At 51.4% G+C, this 19,741-nt stretch carries 21 protein-coding genes; 5 read left to right on the forward strand and 16 right to left on the reverse strand.

Annotated features, from left to right (window positions below):
- Positions 1-42: 42 nt before the first annotated feature.
- Positions 43-525, forward strand: a complete 483-nt coding sequence (locus ACQE3Z_RS19095) for a hypothetical protein (protein ID WP_426974983.1) — start codon at positions 43-45, stop codon at positions 523-525.
- Positions 526-570: 45 nt separating this feature from the next.
- Here the strand turns inward: ACQE3Z_RS19095 and ACQE3Z_RS19100 are convergent, their stop codons facing one another.
- Entirely contained in the window at positions 571-882 is a 312-nt protein-coding gene (locus ACQE3Z_RS19100; protein ID WP_426974984.1) for a hypothetical protein, read from the reverse strand.
- Positions 883-1,387: 505 nt separating this feature from the next.
- Between ACQE3Z_RS19100 and ACQE3Z_RS19105 the strand changes: the two genes are divergently transcribed.
- Positions 1,388-1,888, forward strand: a complete 501-nt coding sequence (locus ACQE3Z_RS19105) for a lytic transglycosylase domain-containing protein (RefSeq protein ID WP_426974985.1) — start codon at positions 1,388-1,390, stop codon at positions 1,886-1,888.
- 260 nt (positions 1,889-2,148) lie between these two features.
- Here the strand turns inward: ACQE3Z_RS19105 and ACQE3Z_RS19110 are convergent, their stop codons facing one another.
- From ACQE3Z_RS19110 to ACQE3Z_RS19130, 5 genes are all read right to left on the reverse strand, one after another.
- Positions 2,149-2,973 carry an LPD29 domain-containing protein gene (locus ACQE3Z_RS19110; RefSeq protein ID WP_426974986.1) on the reverse strand — a complete coding sequence of 275 codons (825 nt, stop codon included), beginning with the start codon at positions 2,971-2,973 and terminating at the stop codon, positions 2,149-2,151.
- Positions 2,974-3,069: 96 nt separating this feature from the next.
- On the reverse strand, positions 3,070-3,660 hold the full coding sequence (locus ACQE3Z_RS19115) for a hypothetical protein (RefSeq protein WP_426974987.1): 591 nt from the start codon (positions 3,658-3,660) through the stop codon (positions 3,070-3,072).
- A gap of 788 nt (positions 3,661-4,448) precedes the next feature.
- Positions 4,449-5,012, reverse strand: a complete 564-nt coding sequence (locus ACQE3Z_RS19120) for a JAB domain-containing protein (RefSeq protein ID WP_426974988.1) — start codon at positions 5,010-5,012, stop codon at positions 4,449-4,451.
- Between the two features lie 50 nt (positions 5,013-5,062).
- The gene (locus tag ACQE3Z_RS19125) at positions 5,063-5,272 is read right to left on the reverse strand and encodes a hypothetical protein (protein ID WP_426974989.1); all 210 of its coding nucleotides are present in this window, start codon (positions 5,270-5,272) and stop codon (positions 5,063-5,065) included.
- A 46-nt stretch (positions 5,273-5,318) separates the two neighbouring features.
- Positions 5,319-5,897: a hypothetical protein gene (locus tag ACQE3Z_RS19130; protein ID WP_426974990.1), complete on the reverse strand. Its 579-nt coding sequence runs from the start codon at positions 5,895-5,897 to the stop codon at positions 5,319-5,321.
- Between the two features lie 947 nt (positions 5,898-6,844).
- On the opposite strand from ACQE3Z_RS19130, the gene ACQE3Z_RS19135 reads away from it, so the two are divergent.
- Positions 6,845-8,089, forward strand: coding sequence for an AAA family ATPase (locus ACQE3Z_RS19135; protein WP_426974991.1), 1,245 nt, complete (start codon positions 6,845-6,847; stop codon positions 8,087-8,089).
- Positions 8,090-8,947 (forward strand): DUF4435 domain-containing protein, encoded by an 858-nt coding sequence (locus ACQE3Z_RS19140; RefSeq protein WP_426974992.1) that lies wholly within the window; start codon positions 8,090-8,092, stop codon positions 8,945-8,947.
- Between the two features lie 778 nt (positions 8,948-9,725).
- Here the strand turns inward: ACQE3Z_RS19140 and ACQE3Z_RS19145 are convergent.
- The 6 genes from ACQE3Z_RS19145 to ACQE3Z_RS19170 all read right to left on the reverse strand — a co-directional run bounded on the left by ACQE3Z_RS19145 (position 9,726) and on the right by ACQE3Z_RS19170 (position 15,036).
- A complete protein-coding gene (locus ACQE3Z_RS19145) occupies positions 9,726-10,457 on the reverse strand; it encodes a plasmid SOS inhibition protein A (RefSeq protein WP_426974993.1) in 732 nt (243 codons plus the stop codon).
- A 51-nt stretch (positions 10,458-10,508) separates the two neighbouring features.
- Positions 10,509-12,506 carry a ParB/RepB/Spo0J family partition protein gene (locus ACQE3Z_RS19150; RefSeq protein ID WP_426974994.1) on the reverse strand — a complete coding sequence of 666 codons (1,998 nt, stop codon included), beginning with the start codon at positions 12,504-12,506 and terminating at the stop codon, positions 10,509-10,511.
- Positions 12,507-13,223: 717 nt separating this feature from the next.
- Complete coding sequence (locus tag ACQE3Z_RS19155) at positions 13,224-13,598, reverse strand: hypothetical protein (protein ID WP_426974995.1); 375 nt, start codon at positions 13,596-13,598, stop codon at positions 13,224-13,226.
- 177 nt (positions 13,599-13,775) lie between these two features.
- Entirely contained in the window at positions 13,776-14,141 is a 366-nt protein-coding gene (locus ACQE3Z_RS19160) for a type II toxin-antitoxin system PemK/MazF family toxin (RefSeq protein WP_426974996.1), read from the reverse strand.
- On the reverse strand, positions 14,141-14,413 hold the full coding sequence (locus tag ACQE3Z_RS19165; RefSeq protein ID WP_426974997.1) for an AbrB/MazE/SpoVT family DNA-binding domain-containing protein: 273 nt from the start codon (positions 14,411-14,413) through the stop codon (positions 14,141-14,143). Before ACQE3Z_RS19165 ends, ACQE3Z_RS19160 begins: the two co-directional genes overlap by 1 nt.
- Positions 14,414-14,556: 143 nt before the next feature.
- Positions 14,557-15,036: an antirestriction protein gene (locus tag ACQE3Z_RS19170; protein WP_426974998.1), complete on the reverse strand. Its 480-nt coding sequence runs from the start codon at positions 15,034-15,036 to the stop codon at positions 14,557-14,559.
- A 583-nt stretch (positions 15,037-15,619) separates the two neighbouring features.
- On the opposite strand from ACQE3Z_RS19170, the gene ACQE3Z_RS19175 reads away from it, so the two are divergent.
- Entirely contained in the window at positions 15,620-16,546 is a 927-nt protein-coding gene (locus ACQE3Z_RS19175) for a hypothetical protein (RefSeq protein ID WP_426974999.1), read from the forward strand.
- Between the two features lie 198 nt (positions 16,547-16,744).
- On the opposite strand, the gene ACQE3Z_RS19180 is transcribed toward ACQE3Z_RS19175, so the two are convergent.
- The 4 genes from ACQE3Z_RS19180 to ACQE3Z_RS19195 all read right to left on the reverse strand — a co-directional run bounded on the left by ACQE3Z_RS19180 (position 16,745) and on the right by ACQE3Z_RS19195 (position 19,372).
- Positions 16,745-16,915, reverse strand: coding sequence for a hypothetical protein (locus tag ACQE3Z_RS19180; RefSeq protein ID WP_426975000.1), 171 nt, complete (start codon positions 16,913-16,915; stop codon positions 16,745-16,747).
- Positions 16,916-17,126: 211 nt separating this feature from the next.
- Positions 17,127-17,654 (reverse strand): hypothetical protein, encoded by a 528-nt coding sequence (locus tag ACQE3Z_RS19185; RefSeq protein WP_426975001.1) that lies wholly within the window; start codon positions 17,652-17,654, stop codon positions 17,127-17,129.
- A gap of 74 nt (positions 17,655-17,728) precedes the next feature.
- Positions 17,729-17,905 carry a hypothetical protein gene (locus ACQE3Z_RS19190; RefSeq protein WP_426975002.1) on the reverse strand — a complete coding sequence of 59 codons (177 nt, stop codon included), beginning with the start codon at positions 17,903-17,905 and terminating at the stop codon, positions 17,729-17,731.
- A 93-nt stretch (positions 17,906-17,998) separates the two neighbouring features.
- Positions 17,999-19,372: a DUF3560 domain-containing protein gene (locus tag ACQE3Z_RS19195; RefSeq protein ID WP_426975003.1), complete on the reverse strand. Its 1,374-nt coding sequence runs from the start codon at positions 19,370-19,372 to the stop codon at positions 17,999-18,001.
- Between the last annotated feature and the right edge of the window lie 369 nt (positions 19,373-19,741).

Consider the following 19,741-nt stretch of genomic DNA (forward strand, 5'->3'; position numbering starts at 1 on the left):
ATTACACCCCGGGAGCGGGAGAAAAAACTGACACAGGAAGATGTGGAAGCGATAAAAACCAAATTAAGAACGGGTGTGCTCAGAAAACATATTCTGGATGAATACAACATCACGACAGATACACTTGTTAAGTACATCGGCAGACGTGAAGACCACAGGGTTACACCGGAGGAATTAAAAGAATATGCGGTCAGGCTGCGTGTACAGGGAAAAACACTGCAACAAACCGCCGCTATACTGGGTGTGACGGTGGCGACGGTTAAAAGAGCATGGAGTAAAAAGAAAGACTCACCTGAAATAAAGGAAAAGCGCGTCAAATATGATAACCGCAACGTGCTTTCAAAACGCGACCGCGATCAGGCTGTGAATGCTGTTTTATGTGACGGACACACACGCAAGCAGATTTACACGCAGTACGGGATTAATGCGCTTACGTTGCGTCTTTATATTCTTGAAGCACAGAGAAAAGAAACGGAGTTATTAAGAGAGAAGGACAAGGATTCGGGACAGAATGATGACAACTGAAAGAATAAGCCTGATACGTTCCGACGCATATCAGGCTTATGGTAGCTACTTAAAGTATTCAAGTAATTTACCGGCAACCCTTTCCTTCATTTCTTTAGGCCAGTCTGGATCAAGTAACGTTTCATTTTTTACTACTTTTGACTGATCAATCGTTTCTTTCATAATTCCAAAAATAGCATCTATGATAAAGCCATTCATTAGTGCATTTTTAGCGATGAGTTCCAGTTTCTGATCCAGTGTTTTCTCTGAAGCGTCCTTATTAATTTTATTCTCATGCACCCTTAGACCGAGCTTGAACATTTTCATGACAAAGGATGACCGGTTAGCAGTATCCCGGGACTCACCATCTTCCAGCATTTTTTCTACATGCGCATCAACTTTCTCCAAAAGTTAAAAAGGTACAGTGAGATAAACGCGGTTTCTTTTTGATGAATTTTCGTCATTCATGATTATACCAGCCTCTTTAATTCAGTTACCTTCTGGAATCACTCATCGGATGAGCAATGATAACTCCCAAACAAGATGATGAGAGTATGTTTTTTGGATGCCACCAGGCCACCATACAGCCACCAAATGGAAAATACAAGGCAACCAAAGGGCATTAAACAGTGGCTATAGTTATTTAAATCTCTGTTTATAATACATTTGCTATTAAGCACCCAATAAGTTGCCAGCAAGCAAACTACTGGCAACCTTCAGGCAACCACAAACAAGGCGATTTTCTACACGAATCTCAACTAAGTTACTGATATTAAAGAATTAATAATGAAAAAATAAATTTGCGAGTGGTGTGTAAAATCCTACTTCTTATGATATTATTGAGTTAATAAGCACTCCCGAACTTTTCAAATCAGGAGCCGCTATGCGTTTATTTATACACGCTGTAGCCCTGCTGGCGACAGGCATTTTCTCAGCCAGCGTGAATGCGGATTGTTTTATTAAAGCAGGTGAATGGTATTCCATTGATCCGGATTACCTGCGTGCTATCGCCTGGCAGGAATCCCGCTACAATCCTGCCGCCATAAATACGAACAAAACCAAAGACGGAAAGCCCGGCAGCAGTGACTACGGTATCATGCAGATTAATTCGGTGACCATGCGCGGATTACAGAAAGAATATCCCGGCCTCAGTAAAGAAAAGCTCCTCAGCGATCCGTGCCTGAATATTTTCATCGGTGCCATGCTGCTGCGCAGGAACTTCAATCAGTACGGCACAACGTGGCTGGCAGTGGGAATGTATAACGCGGGAATGAAAAACATTCCGGTGACGATCAAGAACCGGTATAACTACGCGATGATTATCGACGCACATTATAAGGCCATCAAGGCGGGTAAAATCCCACGTACGGCAATCAACGGATAAATGATTAAAATCCTTATTACGGACTGCATTAATTTTTTTCTTCTGTGCCTGTGCTGATTTAAATCCGTCAATGCAGCCTGCGCATAGAATTAATCGTTCCCGGTTCAATGCCGGGTACGGTTAACATGAGTAACGCCCCTGATGTTTTACCGCACTGCGCAGAAAGAGTTTGCACCGTTTTTTATTTATTCGTCACCGGTTCAATACCGGCGACGGATAACAGGCCTCAAAAAAAAGGGAGCCATCCGGCCCCCTGCTGTTTATGCTTTTATTTCAGAAAGTATTCTGTTTATTTCACCGTGAACGCCCTGACTGTGCCAGAAAAAATCCCGGCCGACCCGGTACAGTTCGCCCGATTTAAATCGTGCCAGTGTGATTTCCTCGCCCTCCAGGCTGCTGCCATATTTTTTAGCGATGGTATCCACCGCTTTTTGTTTCATGGCATCGGAATAATTTCTGTCAGTAAAGACATGACCCACTCCGCCGAAAATACGATTAAAGGGAGACGCACTGGAAACAGACATATCCTGCATGGGATCGAAATAGCTGTCTTTATACTTATCAGTGACAGATTTAACTTCCTCCTCCGTAGGTCCGTCTGTCCAGATAACGCTTACGCTGTCATAACTGCGCTTGCGAACGGAAAATTTAATGCCCGGAAACTTCGCCTTAAGTTCCCTGCGTATATTTGACGTGACCTGTACCGCGCCGTTTTTATCCTGCGAAAGCGAAGCATATTCTGGTGCCGTTTTCAGACGCTGACATTCCGCTTCATATTTGCGGGATTCTTCCTCCCGCGCCTGCTTTTTACGACGTTCTTCTGCCTCTGCCTGTTTTACGATGCGCGTCGTTTCTTTACCGCTTTTTATTTCCGGGAATATGCTCCACTGTTTCCCGTAAAGGATACTTTCAGGCAGCGCGCGCGATATTCCGCCGCTCTCGAATGCAATGTCAAATGTCGCATTCCCGCCGTACGAAACGCATCCCGAAAGCGACCCCACTGACGCCGGTTTCTGCTCGCCGTGGATCGCGAAAATCACACCCCGGCCGCGATTGTAAAGAACTGTGCTGACAACCTGCCCCACGACCAGAGGCTGCGCATTCTGTATTTTCATATCAGTTTCCCTTAATGCTGATGAAAGAGAGGCGCGACCCGTTTTCTTCCGGGCCGCAGGACATTTTCAGAACGGGATATCGTTTAAGGTGGTATCAGCGGCACCGGCAGTTACCTGAAAGTCTTGCGCAGGATTCAGGGCGCTTTCCAGTGAGATGATGCCGCGTGCGACGTCGCTGGCCTGGTAATAATCAAGCCCTGCATCACACGCTGCATGAAACCTGTCGAAAATCTTTTTCGCCTCTTCCGCCATTACTGCTGAGAAGCGCCGTATATACTCCCGGCAGGCTTCCTGCCATGAGGCAGTGCGGTAATAAATTTGATCCCGGCTGGCAATGATGTAACGTTCCGCAGAGATGTCGCCCACGTCGTACAGCGCCGTCATCCCCCTGGCTGAACTCGCCATGCGCGGCAGCGCGCGATGTCCTGCCGCCAGTAATGCCGCCACTTCAGTTTCATTGAGCAACAGCACATCTGCTCCATAGCTGCCGTTTCGCGCTGGATAGTGCTTCCCCGCTGCCGGAGTGACTTTCCCGCCGTCTTCGCCTGTGGCATACCAGCGCGTACGCAGATCGTTCGCGCTGACGCAGACTTTCTGGCTGTTAACCCATGTATTGGAAGCTTCTGAAGCGGCGGTGTTGACGTTCTGTGTGTTCATGCTGGTTCTCCTCTCAGGTGGTTAATCATGTTTCGGTGAGTTCCTCGCGGCAGAGGGCAAGTAAGCGGCGTCAGGCGGGCAGTGCAGGGGCGCCGCAGGCGTGCATTTCACCCTTGCGCTGAACGAATGACGTTGCTACGACCAGCCCTCCGCGGGGAACCATCCGTAACATGACGGCACCGTTTGTGAGGACAGCATGAACACACCCCGGACGTCTCCGACGGCCGGTCCTTACAGGTTGTCGCGCAGCGGCGGCCTGCAGAAACGCCAGCGTCAGCTGGCTGCAGGGGTTGACCTGGCCCTTGCCATCAGACCCTAGCCGGCAGGCCCGGAACGCTTGCGGTCCGGCGGAGCTTACCGGCTCTGCCGGTTAGCGCAGTGGGGCTTGACGACCCGGCAACGCCGGGGAGCCGGAGGTGGCCATCACGACGTTGCTGTTTTTCTCCTTCAGGGAAAGAGAGATGACAACGCAGCTGCAGCACAGCAGAAGACTTAACAGCAGCAGGAAGCAGAGAGAGAAGACCATGAGACAGCGCCCCGGAGAGAGAAAGCGCAGGCGAAGGGAGAGAGACGGTGCGTCAGCACCGTCTTTACCCAGCCCGCAGGGCCGCCCGCCGTTCAGCCGCCGGTGAATGCAGCTGCAGGGCCATAAGCGGCCCCGCCCTTGTTGCGTTACATTTCCTCCAGATCTGCCTGATAGTGCATTTCTGCCATGCTGACCAGCGATGCAAATGTTACCTCCCCGCCCGTTATGCCTTCCTGCCCACACAGGTGCATCAGGTTGGCTATCAGACAAGCCCCTTCCTGGCCATTGATACGGCCTCATTACCTGCCACGATGATGTGATCGATGACCCGCACAGCGACCAGCTCAAGCGCTTTTTTCAGGCGTACGGTGATTTGCACGTCTGCGCGGGAGGGTTCGGTACTGAATGAGGGATGGTTATGACTCAGGATCACCGCTTCAGCATTCAGCCGCAGGGCTGCGCGAACCACCTCACGGGGATGGACTTCGGTTGATGCGATGCTGCCCATAAATAACTCTTCATAAGCAATCAGCTGATGCTGGTTATTCAGAAACGCAACAGCAAAGGTTTCTCTTTCACGTCCGGCAAGTTTTGCCCGGAAAAATTCTTCTGACACTTCTGATGATTCAAACACGGTGCCTGCAGGGTAACGGAAATCAATAGCCCGCGTGGCTTCTGTAAGGATCTGACTGACAGAGGCCATAACATAATTACCCTGTGTGTCCCGGACGTGAAGGTGACTGAAAAAGCTGATACTGGCTCCCACTGCTTCCAGCGCGGTTTCTTCTGATTCTGAAAAACTGGTGCTGATGCTCTGCTGTGACATATTGCGTCTCCCGTGTGACTGGCTGTGATATTTCCTGGCTTTACTGGCTGTCAGCTTTCGCTTATCAGAACGAAAAACCGGTGCCGCTGATCGAGTAAAAACTCCCGCGCCTGCCCGCTTATTCCCGGTCGTGCGGCTTCGGCGGTATAGCGGTTGTAGGTGATGCATTCCGCGTCGGTCATAACGTGGCCGGTGTACGTCACGTCCCCTGCCTGCAGAGGGTTTTTCAGCGCGGCTGCCAGACGTTCCTGTGTGTTCATCGCTTTCTCCTGTTTCCCCTGCAGCGTGCTGCAGGGGAATGAATCATTAACCTTTCAGGCGGGAAAACTGCCAGTGACAAAACGGGCTGTATTCATCTGCTTTCGGCAGGCTGGCCTGCGCATATTTTTTCAGCCCCTCATGTTCTGACCAGAACAACTCCAGCGCCGCCACGTTAAGCCGCCCCGCTGACTTGTAAACGTTGGTGGTCTGATATTCGCTGAGCTCCACATACTCTTCGTCGCCGATGGGGTTTGCTGAATGCACGACACGGGTTTCATAGGTTTCCGGTGCCGCGCCAGCTTTGGGTGCAAATACGGCAACGGTAATCAGGAGTTTTTCATGTGGGTTAATCAGCATAAGCTCTGTTGTAGAGCGGTAATTCCCCGTATCAAATGAAGCCTCGTCCCGTGTAAACGTCGCCGCCGCCAGGTATTCCAGATGCATATTAAAATCGCTGCGCAGCGCCACGGTATTCACGTTGAACTGCGGGTAATCGACGTAAAAAAGATTGCGACGAAAGGCGCGGCGTATAGCCTCATAGCTGACATCTTCTGCGGGTTTTGTCATTGAAAATGATGATTCTTTAGATTCTGAAGGCGTGGTGTTGACGTTCTGCTGTGACATGTTGTTTCTCCTGTTCAGGTTTAAGTGATGTTTCTCTGAGTTCCTCGCCGTGAGGGCAGAACAGGCGACCGGGCATCAGGCTGAACGCAGGGGGAAACGGCAAGGCCGCAGCCCGCAGGGACCGGGTGCAGCCGTTTAGCTGTGCGACCCTTGCGTGAAGACGCCCGGGTGCCAGGTTTCTGCACGGCGAAGGGGCTCAGGGGGACAAAACAGGACAGCAGGTGATGAACAGGGCACAGCCCCGGACGGCGGCTTTTCGTCGGTCCGGTCCTTACAGGTTGCCGCAGCGCGGCGGCCTGCAGAAGCTCCGGCGCCAGCCGGCTGCAGGGGTTGAGCCTTGCCGTTCGCCATCAGACCCCAGCCGTGAGGCCCGAAACGCCGTTTCTGGCGGTTTGGCGGAGCTTACCGGCTCTGCCGGTTAGCGCAGTAGGGCTGACGACCCGGCAACGCCGGGGAGCCGGAGGTGGCCATCAGGGTGTTGATGCCAGTGTCTGCTATGTGCCAAAAGCGGACATTTCTGCGTTAATCAATCGAAGGTGTTTGTGGAGAGAGTAATAGAGGATTGTTCGTTTTGCAGGGATACTTACACCAGTAGTAGTGACAGGCCAGCTAACCTGCTGGGTGTATGTGAATGGGGCTCAGAAACAAAGTGCGGCAAAATCGCCGTGCGCGGGATTTGTCTAATGGCGTTAGCGGTAAAAGCTTTAAACGCGTGATAGACAAATAGGCATGGCTAATCACTCAGGTAGTGCATAGCCTTAATAGAGACGGCTTGACGATGGGTTCAGAGCTTCAAGTTACGGTTTCCGATGCCAAGTATGAGAGCCTGGAGATAAAAGATGAATACTTCAAATCTATTTGTTTTGTATTAATTTAATAAGTAGAATGCACTTTATGAAGCAATGTGATAAATAATTGTAATTAATCGTCTATATAAGGGATTTGACTTGAAATTAACACATTTGAAAATAAACAAACTATTTGGTCTCCTTGATTATGAAATTCCCTTGGATAACCATGAGATTACTATGCTTACAGGTCCAAATGGATATGGTAAGACGATGATTCTTAAAATAATCAATGGTATTCTTGCAAATGAATTAAATATTCTCTGTAAAATTAAGTTCAGTTTAATTAAGATTGAATTTCAAGGTGGCTCAGTTTCAATTACTCATGACACTAAAAAAGATGGCTTAATATTGAATCATCTAGACAATAATTCGGGAAGCACTGCGACTGAAAAACTTAAGTTACAAAAAGATGAAGCCAGTACGGAAGATATATTTTATATAAGCTGGCATGGGCGGGAAGCTAAACCAAAAAAAAAACCACAACTGGATAAGCCATTATTCTCGAAGGTTTTAAGTCACATTACATCGAAAAAAGACGTATCTTTTATATGTGCAGATCGATTACAAGTCAGAGCTGATGATGAAACGGTCATTGATTTATGTGCGAGGAAATTAAAAGATTTGATGGAAAACGCACAAGATGAGTCCGCTGCACTATCACAAAAATTAGACGCTACATTTCCTATCCGATTATTTGAACGTTTAGAACAACAAAAACGATTTTCATCAGGAAATATTCAGGCACGCTTAAATGGCATTCAAGATAAACGTCGTCACTACATGCGGTATGGTCTTATTCAGGCTGAAGATGATCTAATGCCTGAAAAAAGTACAAGTCTTTATAGTAGTAATGAATATCTAGGTGTCTTGGATCTATACATTGAAGATGCCCTTGGGAAACTGTCACCGTTTCAGACATTGCATCAAAAGATTGATCTATTTGAATCAATTTTGCAAGAAAAGATTTTAGCTTTTAAAAAAGTGATGATTGATAGAAAAAACGGATTTTATTTCGAAAGTTTAAATGGTGATTTGATTGATCGCAATATGCTTTCATCGGGTGAACAAAACCAAGTAGTTCTTCTTTTTAATTTGATTTTCGATCTGGTTTCACAAAAAGTAATTCTTATTGACGAGCCTGAGATATCATTGCATGTCGCTTGGCAACAAACTTTCTTAGATTCTCTCAAAAAAATTCAAAAAATCAACGAGTATGAAAAGGTCATTATTGCTACTCACTCACCACAAGTAATCAGTAAGAATTGGGAATTAACATACGATCTTTATGAAATGATTAAAAATAGTAATGAAAGCCAACAGCCTTCAGAAGGAAAAGAGTAAATGATGTCATTACGCGATGCTGTTAGCGAAGATGATTGGCTGAGTAGTATGATGCTTTTATTCAGAAGCGAAATGAATCGACGTCGTATATTGATTGTAGTTGAGGGCATTACAGATATCCGATTTTTTAATGCCTACCGGCTTGATAATAGGATCATTTATGAATCGCCAGAAAATGGAAAGCGTGAGGTAATATCGGCTGTTAGTCAATTACGTCATGCAGGGAATGATGCTGTATATGGTGTATGTGACGCTGATTTTGATGAGTTAAGTGGAATAAATTACGACGGGGTTTTTTATACTGATGCTCATGATCTTGAAATGATGTTAGTGAAAGGTGGAGTAGTTGATAAATTTATTATGTCACACACAGATAGAAAACTAATTCAAGGGGAATTGGCTGAGACATTTTGTCGTGATGTAAAGATGAATATCCTTAGTGCATGTTATAAAATCGGGCTTCTTAAATGGTACAATTACCTTACACATAGTAACCTTAATTTCAAAGGATTAGCACACAGGGAGTTTGTAAGTATTAATAGAACTAATGTTTTAGTTGATGAGAATAAGTATATAAACCATGTGGTTAATAGAAGTCGTGCGGGTAGGCATTTTAATGCAGCAGACTTATTTAATGAAATGCGTAAACTAGAATTAATGTCTCCAGACCACTTTTCTATATGTAATGGTCATGATTTTACATGCATATTAAAAATGATGTATGGAACGGATGTATCTGTAAATAAGAACATGCGTCTGGATGAGATAGATAGTTATATGCGTATGAGTTACGATCATCACACATTTAGAACTACGAAATTACATAATTGCCTGAATCAATTGTTAACTTTACATTAAGGCTTAAGCTAAAAAATATTGCGGTTTATGAGAGTACAAGCCTTACTGAGCGGAGTGCTATCTCCGCATTAGCGCTGCAGGGGCGGTGGTGTATAACAGCTCCTGCCTGCCGGGCTAGAGTACCACAGTGGAAAGACTGGTTGATGCGGATCCAGCCCATTACAGCGGGCCACCCAGTATGCAAATTCCAGGCAATGAACATCTTTGTGGCCCTTGAACTAATGAAAATATAATTGCTCAGAAGCAGTATTTCTCAGGGATCTTAGGCATTGGAGTGTATCCGATTTACTTCTCAGGACGTTAAGATTCAGAAAAGTTGAAAATTGAGACGATTTATTATGTGTCTCAACGTCCGTTCATCGCTCATAGCGGACTTTAAGCCACTGGCAGAAGTTGACCTTTCCGTTTGCCATCAGACCCTAGCCGGCAGGCCCGGAACGCCACGCGGTTCGGCGGAGCTTACCGGCTCTGCCGGTTAGCGCAGTAGGGCTGACGACCCGGCAACGCCGGGGAGCCGGAGGTGGCCATCAGGGTTTTGATGCCTTTGCTCTTCAGTGAGCGAAGCCCGGTGACGCAGCTGCAACACAGCAGAAGCCATAACAGCAGCAGGAAGCGAAGAGAGAAGACCGTGAGACAGCGCCCCGGAGAGAGAAAGCGCAGGCGAAGGGAGAGAGACGGTGCGCCAGCACCGTCTTTTCCCGGCCCGCAGGGCCGCCCGCTTTTCAGGCGGTGCCAGAGTCTGCAGCAAGCCGGACATGCTGCACCCGGCTTAACAGAATCAGGGTCTGAACGTCAGCAGTACAGGCAGCGCAAACCGGTCGGTCATTTTGCTGAATGCGCTCAGCTCACCGGCCATAATGCTGATATCGAGCATCACGCGCCACAGAGGCTCACCGTACCACTCCAGCGGATCGATATGGCGGCATGACACAAATCGCTTCAGCCAGGTCAGTATCAGCGACAGAAGATCGCTGTCAAAGATGTCTTGTCCCTGCCAGTGTGCATGCCAGCCCCCCACCGTCTGCGGCGTGTGAAACGCCAGCTCCAGCGCAGCCTGCGCCAGCCGGTTCTGATAGCGCCTGCGCTTCTGCTCGCGCTCCCGGCCCTCCCGGTTCTGCGCCCTGCTCTGACGCAGCGTTAAGCGCTTTTCCCGACGCTCCGTGAAACGGGCGGCGGTCAGCGGAAACAGCCTTGAGCCGGTATCCTGCGACAGCGGCGCAGGGCAGCGCTCGCCGCGTGAGGCAATAAGCGTATCGAGCGCAGCCAGGTATTCCCGCGCAGGCGGCGCAGAGCGATCACCGGGTGTGTATTCAGGCATGACCCGGCGCAGCTGGTCAGCCTTAATGGTGCGTGTCCCGCAGTAATGGCGCATAAAGGCACTGGCGTAGGGGTGTGCGCCGCGCGCCGCCCTGCCCTGCAGGCGCTTTTCAACCTCGGCAACGGCCAGGCTGATGGCAAAGGTATACGGGCAGGCGGGAACGATTGAAAGGTGCCGGGGAATGGTATTCATCAGGTTTTCTCCTTGTCTGTAGTGACCGCCCGGACGGGCGGTCTGCCGCTGTCAGCCTTCGTTGCCCGTTTCGTCTTCGCTGCCGTTTTCCGCCGCTGCAGGCTGCAGGGGTTTCATCCACGCAGGCACCCAGCGGGCATCTTTCATCACCTCTTCAGCAAATTCAGCGGCGTCGCCCTTCTTCATCTTCTCCGCATCGCTGGCATTACCCGTTTTACCGGCCTCCTTCAGCGCACCGGCAATCTGCTCTTTGCTCATGCGCTTAAAGAAGCCCTCAGCGCTCGGCTGCCACCAGTCGGCCAGGTTAAAGCCCAGCGCCATTTCAAGCGTATCGAGGTTACTGGTCTGGCTGCGACCATAAATGCGCTCCTGGAAGCTGCATACCGCCGTGGCGCTGCAGAATCCCAGCAGCCCCAGCACGTCACCCGTGCTCCAGCCCATCAGCCAGCGGAAGTCCTGCGACCAGTTTTCCGGGAGTTTCGCCTCCCACTGCGCCTTCTGCTCCTGAATGAACTGCCAGGCCTTTGTATCTTCCTTCGCGGTCGTCCCGGCAATCAGCGCAGTGCTGTTGTCCGTGAGGCTGATTTTCATCGGGGTTCCGTCATAGTTGCGGTGGCTGAAGGTGCTGCGGCACAGCGTCCAGGTCAGCATGGCAAGCGCGATGTCCGGCTTCGTACACAGCGCCGCCTGTACAGCCAGTGAGCGCTCGCACGACATCGAGCGAACCAGCGTGGCGGAGTAGTCTTCGGAAAGCGTCTGCAGGCCTTCCTTATTCTCAGGATTCACCTTTTTCGGCAGGTCGGCCTGACGCTGCACCCCGCGCTGAATGAAGCAGCTGCCGCGCTCAAAGCAGACCAGCGCCCCGGTTTTGCCCTTGTCCGCGCCTGCCCAGCTGCGCTTCAGCCCCGTTTCTTCCAGCGCGGCAACCTGCTTTCTCAGTTGCGCAACCAGCGCGTCGTCGTCGGAAAGCTGCAGCCGGGCACGAAGCTCGCTCAGCTCTTTATCTTCCTCCGGCGTCAGCTCCGGGCAGCGCTCCGGCAGCAGGTGATACGTTTTTTTCACCTCGCTGCTCCAGCTGTGCAGACGGCTGTCCATTCTGACCTCAGCCCAGGCAAACCCTTCTTCTTTCTCGACGGCGGCGGCAATCTGCTGCAGCTTTTCAAGCGTCAGCTGCTCAACCAGCGCGGTATCGATATAGCCCTCGTCTTCATCGCTGAACAGGTCGGTGCGAATGGTTCCGCCCGCCGCGAGATAGGCATCTTTACCGATAAAAGCGAACTTTAGTGAGTGGCTAATCGCCGTCTCAGTGGAGGTGATCAGCTTACGGATGATTTCAGCGGAGGCGTTGTAGTACCCGGAGGCCTGTTCCCACACTTCCAGCTGACGTTCATGCGTGTCGGCCAGCGCCAGCGCCTGACACTGATCGATCGTGATGTTATCGGCGGCCAGCGCGTCAAGAATGGCAGGGTCCAGGCCAGTCAGCTTCAGGCAGCGCTGAACGTGGCGCGAGCTGTAACCCATGAGATCGCCAATCTGCGCAGGTGTTTTGCCCTCGTCTGCCAGCGCCTGAAAACCGGCGATCTGCTCGGCAGGGTGCATATCCTCACGCTCGCCGTTTTCGACCATTGAAGCCGCCCGCGCCAGCTCCTCAGTGACGCGCTTGACCGGGATGGGCTGATCGGGCTGATACACGCCCTGCGAAACCAGCAGCTGCATCGCGGTAAGACGGCGTCCACCGCAGGCCACGCCCAGCATCCCGTCAGCCATATCGTGCGCGATCAGGTTATGCAGCAGCCCGACGTTTTTAATGGTGGCGGCAAGCGACTCGATACGTGACCGGACGTAGATCTTACTGCGCACGTTGAGAGGTGAAATCATCAGTCGCGAGAGCGGGATCATCTCGATGTCGATTTTCTCCAGTGCCTGCTCTACCGCCGCTGCTGCGGCTTTGTCCGCTTTCGCTTTCGCGGGACGACGCGTTTTTTTTGTTTTTAAAGATGATGATTCTTCAGATTCTGAAGCCGTGGTGTTGACGTTCTGCTGTGACATGTTGTTTCTCCTGTTCAGTTTCATGTGATGTTTCTCCGAGTTCCTCGCCGTGAGGGCAGAACGGGCGACCGGGCATCAGGCTGAACGCAGGGGGAAACGGCAAAGCCGCAGCCCGCAGGGACCGGGTGCCGCCGTTTAGCGTGCGACCCTTGCGTGAAGACGCCCGGGTGCCAGGTTTCTGCACGGCGAAGGGATTCGGGAAACGAAACAGAACGCGGGAGATGAACAGGGCACAGCCCCGGACGGCGGCTTTTCGCCGGTCCGGTCCTTACAGGTTGCCGCAGCGCGGCGGCCTGCTGAAGCGCCGGCGCCAGCCGGCTGCAGGGGTTGATGTGGCCGTTGCCATCAGACCCCAGCCGTGAGGCCCGGAACGCTTGCGGTCCGGCGGAGCTTACCGGCCACTGCCGGTTAGCGCAGTGGGGCTGACGACCCGGCTATGCCGGGGAGCCGGAGGGGGCCATCAGGATGCTGGCGCTGTTGACCTTCAGAGAAAGAGAGCTGACGACACAGCTGCAGCGCAGCAGAAGCCTTAACAGCAGCAGGAAGCAAAGAGAGAAGAGCGTGAGACAGCGCCCCGGAGAGAGAAAGCGCAGGCGAAGGGAGAGAGGCGGTGCGTCAGCACCGTCTTTACCCGGCCCGCAGGGCCGCCCGCTTTTCTGGCTGAACCGGAATACAGGCCGTAAAGGTTGCTCCTCATACGGCCAGTAAAATCAGGATTCACTTCTTCAGCATCCTGACCATGCTCAGGATCAGGATGATGCCGCCCGTACAGATAAAGAACAGAGTGAAAATTTCCTCCGGAGACGCTCCACTGGCCTGGACAATATCGCTTTCTGAGGCGGTAATCGCCTCGGTCGCTGGATAAAACCAGATGCCGGCAATAATCATCGCCAGCCCAGTAAACGGGAACAGCAGCCGAAAAATCATCTCATCTCCAGCAGGTTTTTTCTTTCCGGAGGCAAAGATTTTTGCCGCAATGACGCACAGCGCCAGGCCAAAAAAGTAACTTGCGCCGTGCAGTTCAGGGAAGAAACATTTCGAGATTATGCAGTAGCCCATGACCAGGACAGCATTTAACACTCCGAAGCTCATTATTTTTTCTCCAGCGCGTACGTGCGCGTCATTTCAATTATATGAAGCGTTTTCCCGTGGGGAATAAGTGCAGGTGATATAATGAAAACAAATCATCAGTGCAAAATCAGGCAGGCGTTTAATGCCGCGCCTGATCCTTCTTTCCTCGTGAAAACTAAAAAGCAGGTTTATCTTTCTTCATCGAGGATCGATTAAATCAACAACGAGCGACAGTATCTCATCCATGACATGTGGTTCAACCGTGGCGGCATAGCTTGCCCTGCGCGCGGTCAGATCAAGCGAGCGCAGCTGATAGCACAACGCCACGCCTGTTACGTTGCCGGTATCTGTGCTGTTGCCGTCCAGGTAGACGGTCACGCCCTGCGAACGGGACGCGCCGCCGCCGCTTGTCACCGGCACGCAAACCGCCGTTCCCAGCGCCGCAACCAGCTCGCGCTGAGAGATAACCAGGTAGTAATGCGGCCCTTTAAATTCGCGGCCTTCCACCGGATCGCCGTTAACGTGCCAGATTTCGCCCTTCTGCGGCACCCTCCTTGAAACCATCAGATAAGCTCCCTGCCCTGCGGTGCATCACCCAGGCCATCAGCGGTTTCTTCGTTGTAGCTCTGAATTTCCTGCTGGTCGATACCGGCCAGCAGCTGCGCCACAGTACGACGACCGCGCGGTACGCGCGCAACCGGCACAATGCTCACGGCCTCGCCCTCTGCGGTCACGTCCAGCTCGATGCCAACCGTCCAGCCCGCTCTTGCAGCGATGTCGCTCGGGATGGTCAGCACGACCGCCCCGCCCTGCTGACGAAGTCTTGTTGATGCCATATGTCCTCCGGTGTGTGACTTAGTAACACATACGTTACCACAAAGTGCCACTAAGTCACACCTGGAAGCTGTTTTTTTAGTCATAATGTCGTTCTCATATGGGACCGTTATCGCGGGCGACTTGCTGCCCGCGTTGCAGTTACTCAGGCCACTGCCAGACAAATAACGCGCTTTTCATCAAGCGTCAGGGCGTATTCCCACAGGGCGCTTTCATGATGGTTAAGCTTACCGATCAACGGGTCATTGCCGTTTTCACTCCACGCCTGCCAGGCCAGGCATTTCAGTACAGTCAGCGTGGCACTGACACCTGCGGCCTCGGCCGACATGCCTGCACTGAAGCCTCTGGACAGGATCTGAAAATGTTTTTTGCCTTCAAATCCCGGCACCATAAAGCAGGCGCTGTTACTGGTGTGAAAATACTCCCAGTACCCACCTGCGTAGTCCTGACAGTGAGACTGCATCCAGTGAGCCAGTAAAAGCGGAGCTTTTGGAGCCAGACGACCAAAAAAGCCCTCCAGGAACGTCAGGCGCAGGCTCGCAGGCACCTGTTGGGCGCAGAAAAGATTTTTCCCTGATGATTCTTCAGATTCTGAAGCCGTGGTGTTGACGTTCTGCTGTGACATGTTGTTTCTCCCGTTCAGTTTCATGTGATGTTTCTCCGAGTTCCTCGCCGTGAGGGCAGAACGGGCGACCGGGCATCAGGCTGAACGCAGGGGGAAACGGCAAGGCCGCAGCCCGCAGGGACCGGGTGCCGCCGTTTAGCGTGCGACCCTTGCGTGAAGACGCCCGGGTGCCAGGTTTCTGCACGGCGAAGGGATTCGGGAAACGAAACAGAACGCGGGTGATGAACAGGGCAAAGCCCCGGAACGGCACACCACGGTGCCGGGCCGGTCCTTACAGGTTGCCGCGCAGCGGCGGCCTGCAGAAGCGCCGGCGTCAGCTGGCTGCAGGGGTTGACCTGGCCGTTTGCCATCAGACCCCAGCCGGCAGGCCCGGAACGCCACGCGGTCCGGCGGAGCTAACCGGCTCTGCCGGTTAGCGCAGTAGGGCTGACGACCCGGCTATGCCGGGGAGCCGGAGGTGGCCATCAGGGTGTTGATGCCAGTGTCCGCTGTGTGCCAAAAGCGGATGTTCCTAACATCATGTTGTGCTAATTTACATGGAGTATGTTGCAGACATGCATAAAACCAAAAAAGGAGCTAATTAATGTATGACGGCGGTTTCTGTGTAATATCTACAAATGCGACACTTCCAAAGGAAGCACTTCCTTTTTATATCTGTGATGATTACGTAATTGCAGCATCTACAGATTTGGAAATGAATATATTTGAAGATAACCTTAAGGATGCTGGGTATTTTTCACGGACGTTTGTCCCATTTGGTTCTGAAAAAAAAATAATTGTTCATGATGGTGATAAGCACACTCACTGGGAACATGCAGAAAAGAGTAATATCTATTTATTGAAGTTTCGTAATTTTAACAAGCATATACATGAGATAAATTATGCAGGCTCACTAATGAGTCCCAAACTTCGATTTACCATGCAGACAATTTATTCCGACGAAACAGAAACTTCAATTTGTGCCCGTAGCCTTTCATCTTACAGTGACTTAACATTGATGACGATGGGGAGCCATGAAGATAGAGCTGAGTACACCCAAGAACAACTAATTGAATTCAAAGATATATTCTTAAAATTAATAAACCTAAATTCTAAAAGTCGTTATAAAGGTATACTTCAACTATTTTATGGAATAGATAGCATACCACGACAGAGCAACCTGCTAACACTATCTTATTTTTCTACGCTTGAGGCATTACTTACGAATGGAAGAACAGCTGGCGAGTCCATTACAAACCAGTTAATTTATAAAACTCAGCTACTGTTAAATATGAGTGGAACAGTTGATCACCAACATCTTTTTAATGGTCTAAATTATGGTACATTGTGGAAAAAACTCTATCAACTAAGAAGTGACATTGCGCATGGTAATGAGATCGACTTCAAAAAAACCCTCTCACCTTTAAAAGATATTGATACTGTAAATATTTACTTAGACATGGTTATTCAAAAACTGCTGAGGTTTAGTTTAAATCACCCAGAAATGGTTGATGATTTAAAAAAGTGTTAATAAGAATTAATCCTTAATATATAAAAAATCATGTTTTTCTGATTTTAAAGTAGAGGATTTGATAACATTCTTGTAATAATTTTACGTCCGATTTCCGCTCATAGCGGACTTTTAGCCACTGACAAAAGTTGACCTGTCCGTTGCCATCAGACCCCAGCCGTGAGGCCCGAAACGCCGCTACTGGCGGTTCGGCGGAGCTTACCGGCTTTGTCGGTTAGCGCCGTAGGGCTGACGACCCGGCGGTGCCGGGGAGCCGGAGGTGGCCATCAGGGTGTTGATGCCTTTGACCTTCAGTGAGCAAAGCCCGGTGACGCAGCAACTGCACAGCAGAAGCCTTAACAGCAGCAGGAAGCGAAGAGAGAAGACCATGAGACAGCGCCCCGGAGAGAGAAAGCGCAGGCGAAGGGAGAGAGACGGTGCGTCAGCACCGTCTTTACCCGGCCCGCAGGTCCGCCCGCTTTTCAGGCGTGGCCAGAGTCTGCATCAAGCCGGACAGGCTGCGCCCGGCATAACACGTTAAGGGTCGGTACATCAGCAGTACGGGCGATGCAAGCGGAGCACGTCCGGAGGACAGGTATAATCAGGTACGTTTTAGTTCTGAGAAAGCACCCTGATAGCTAAAGTGGCTCAGGGCATGGAAATCCCGCATTTTAACTAAGCTACTATTTTTCAGGGCGTGCTCGTAGAAACCATCACCTTGCTCTTTCCAGGCAGATTCTAAATCACTAACCACATCTGACCAGCTGACCGAATAGAATGAAAGCGGCTCACCCTCTTCCTGATCGCATTGCGCGCTCAACTCAAACTTTTCTTTTGCACTCCACCGATAAACGCCGCCTGATTCTTTGAAATCATATAAAAGCCCCAGCTTGGCGTTAAGCCGTGTTAATGCCGCTTCTGGCGTATCTCCCTGCGCCGCCGGGAACAGAGGGTTTTCAACGAGAAAGGATTGCATGTCATATGCACTATCACGCGAACTCAACATATCAAAAACAAACTCAGCACTTTTCATATCCAGAATGACTGCTGTAAAACCGTAGCCAAAACGCCTGTTTTCGACACCTAAATGATGAGGTACCGCTTCCAGATACTTAAAAATATTATCCATAATGATTTTCTCAATAGTGTAATTTCAGGGAAACAACGAAATATAACTAAAAAATCAGCTTTTAATTATATCTTTCAGACAGTTAAGAACACCTCGCCACCCGGACGAATATCGGCCAGTGAGACAAGATTCTGACACACCGGATCTGACGAAACAAACAGCTGTGTGTCAGCAAGTACCCGGGCGACGGGCTGCATATTGCTGAGTTTCTGTTGCATCTGCGCAATTCGCGTGCTGAGTTCGGTTTGCATTTCTTTTTCTCCCATGCCGGCGCTTGCCGGCATGCTTTATATAGTCATTTGTATATGCACAACTTCCCCGGCCGTGCCGGGGAGCCTGGTTTGTCAGCGCGGCACCTCTACTGTCTTCATATCGGTGATATACACCGGCGACAGGGTGTAGCCCGTGGACATGACGCGGCGTATCCGGTAAGCCTTGTGATCGTCACCGGCCGCAATGCCCTTCACCTGTTTAAAATCGGCGTGCTTTTTGCTCCACTCCTCCTTTGTCATGCTTACGAAGCCCTCGCCCGGGTAGTTAACGATCGGCGGACGCTTCGCGGCCGCTTTAGCCGCTTTTGCCTCCTCTGCACTGGGCGCCTTATATTCGGTGATGCGATCGGGCGTGATAGTGGTCGTGGCGCCTTCCCGCCCCATAAATGAATATTCCGGGGTGACCAGCGAGCTGATTTTTCCGCCGCTGCGGTTTACGCGGATGATGGTCAGCCACTCTCCGCGACTTTTCACCTGGCCGCCCGGCACCATTTCAGTATCTGAGGCCAGCACGCCGCCGTGCTCGTCCAGCATGGCGCGCTCATAGGCAATGCGGTTGCGGTAGTGCGCTGTCCAGCGGCTTAACCGTGTAATGGTGCGTTCATGACAGGGAATGCAGATGTCCCGCGCCTGCTCAGCGGTAATAATGTCGTCTTCAAGGGCAGACCAGATGCTTCGGCTGCCTTCATACTGGCTTTTCTCTGGCGGGCGCGGATACTTTTCCAGGCTAAAACAGCAGTGAAGATGATCAATGTTCGCTATGACAAGAGCCATTGCCCGGTTAAGGTTTTCAGATGACCAGAGTTTGATAAACTTCTGACATTCCTGCAGGCGGCGGTCTGCCTTGCGCAAATCGGCCTCAATCTTCTTGATCCGACGCCAGCGCACATCCGGGCGCTCTTTGTAGGCCGCGTGACGCAGCGACGCCTCTGCCCGGCGCTCCCAGTATTCGGACGTTTCAAACAGGTTTACCGCGCGGCGCATGCCGTTCTCAATTTTCTGCGCGTGTTTACGGGCACGGCGCTCGCTGTGGTGCCCAACCAGAATTGGCTGACCGAAAGGAATAGCCGAAGCCAGGCTGTCCACGGCGGCCAGTACCTGCCCTGACTCGGCTGCGCGCTTTTCGCTGTACTCTTCAAAGCGTTCCGCGCGTTCCTCCTGGCGGTCAAACAGCGACTGATCTTCGTCTTCAATTTCGCCGGCCAGTTCGATCAGCAGGTCTTCACGGCCCGGCGTCCACATCGGGGCCACAAAAAGCCCCTGACGCGGCGCATATTTAAAACCGGCCTGCTTCACACGCTGATACGTTTCTTCATCGAGACGGTGCAGCGAATACAGGCGCAGCTTGTTATCATCCGGTGAATACGTCGCGCGGTAGTTTTCGCGTTTAAAAAAAGATGATTCTTTAGATTCTGAAGCCGTGGTGTTGACGTTCTGCTGTGACATGTTGTTTCTCCTGTTCAGGGTTAAGTGATGTTTCTCTGAGTTCCTCGCCGTGAGGGCAGAACAGGCGACCGGGCATCAGGCTGAACGCAGGGGGAAACGGCAAAGCCGCAGCCCGCAGGGACCGGGTGCCGCCGTTTAGCTGGGCGACCCTTGCGTGAAGACGCCCGGGTGCCAGGTTTCTGCACGGCGAAGGGGCTCAGGGGGACAAAACAGGACAGCAGGTGATGAACAGGGCACAGCCCCGGACGGCGGCTTTTCGCCGGTCCGGTCCTTACAGGTTGCCGCAGCGCGGCGGCCTGCAGAAGCGCCGGCGCCAGCCGGCTGCAGGGGTTGATGTGGCCGTTGCCATCAGACCCCAGCCGGCAGGCC

Source organism: Pantoea sp. FN0307, from assembly GCF_050113815.1.
GTDB classification, from domain to species: Bacteria; Pseudomonadota; Gammaproteobacteria; order Enterobacterales; family Enterobacteriaceae; genus Mixta; species Mixta alhagi.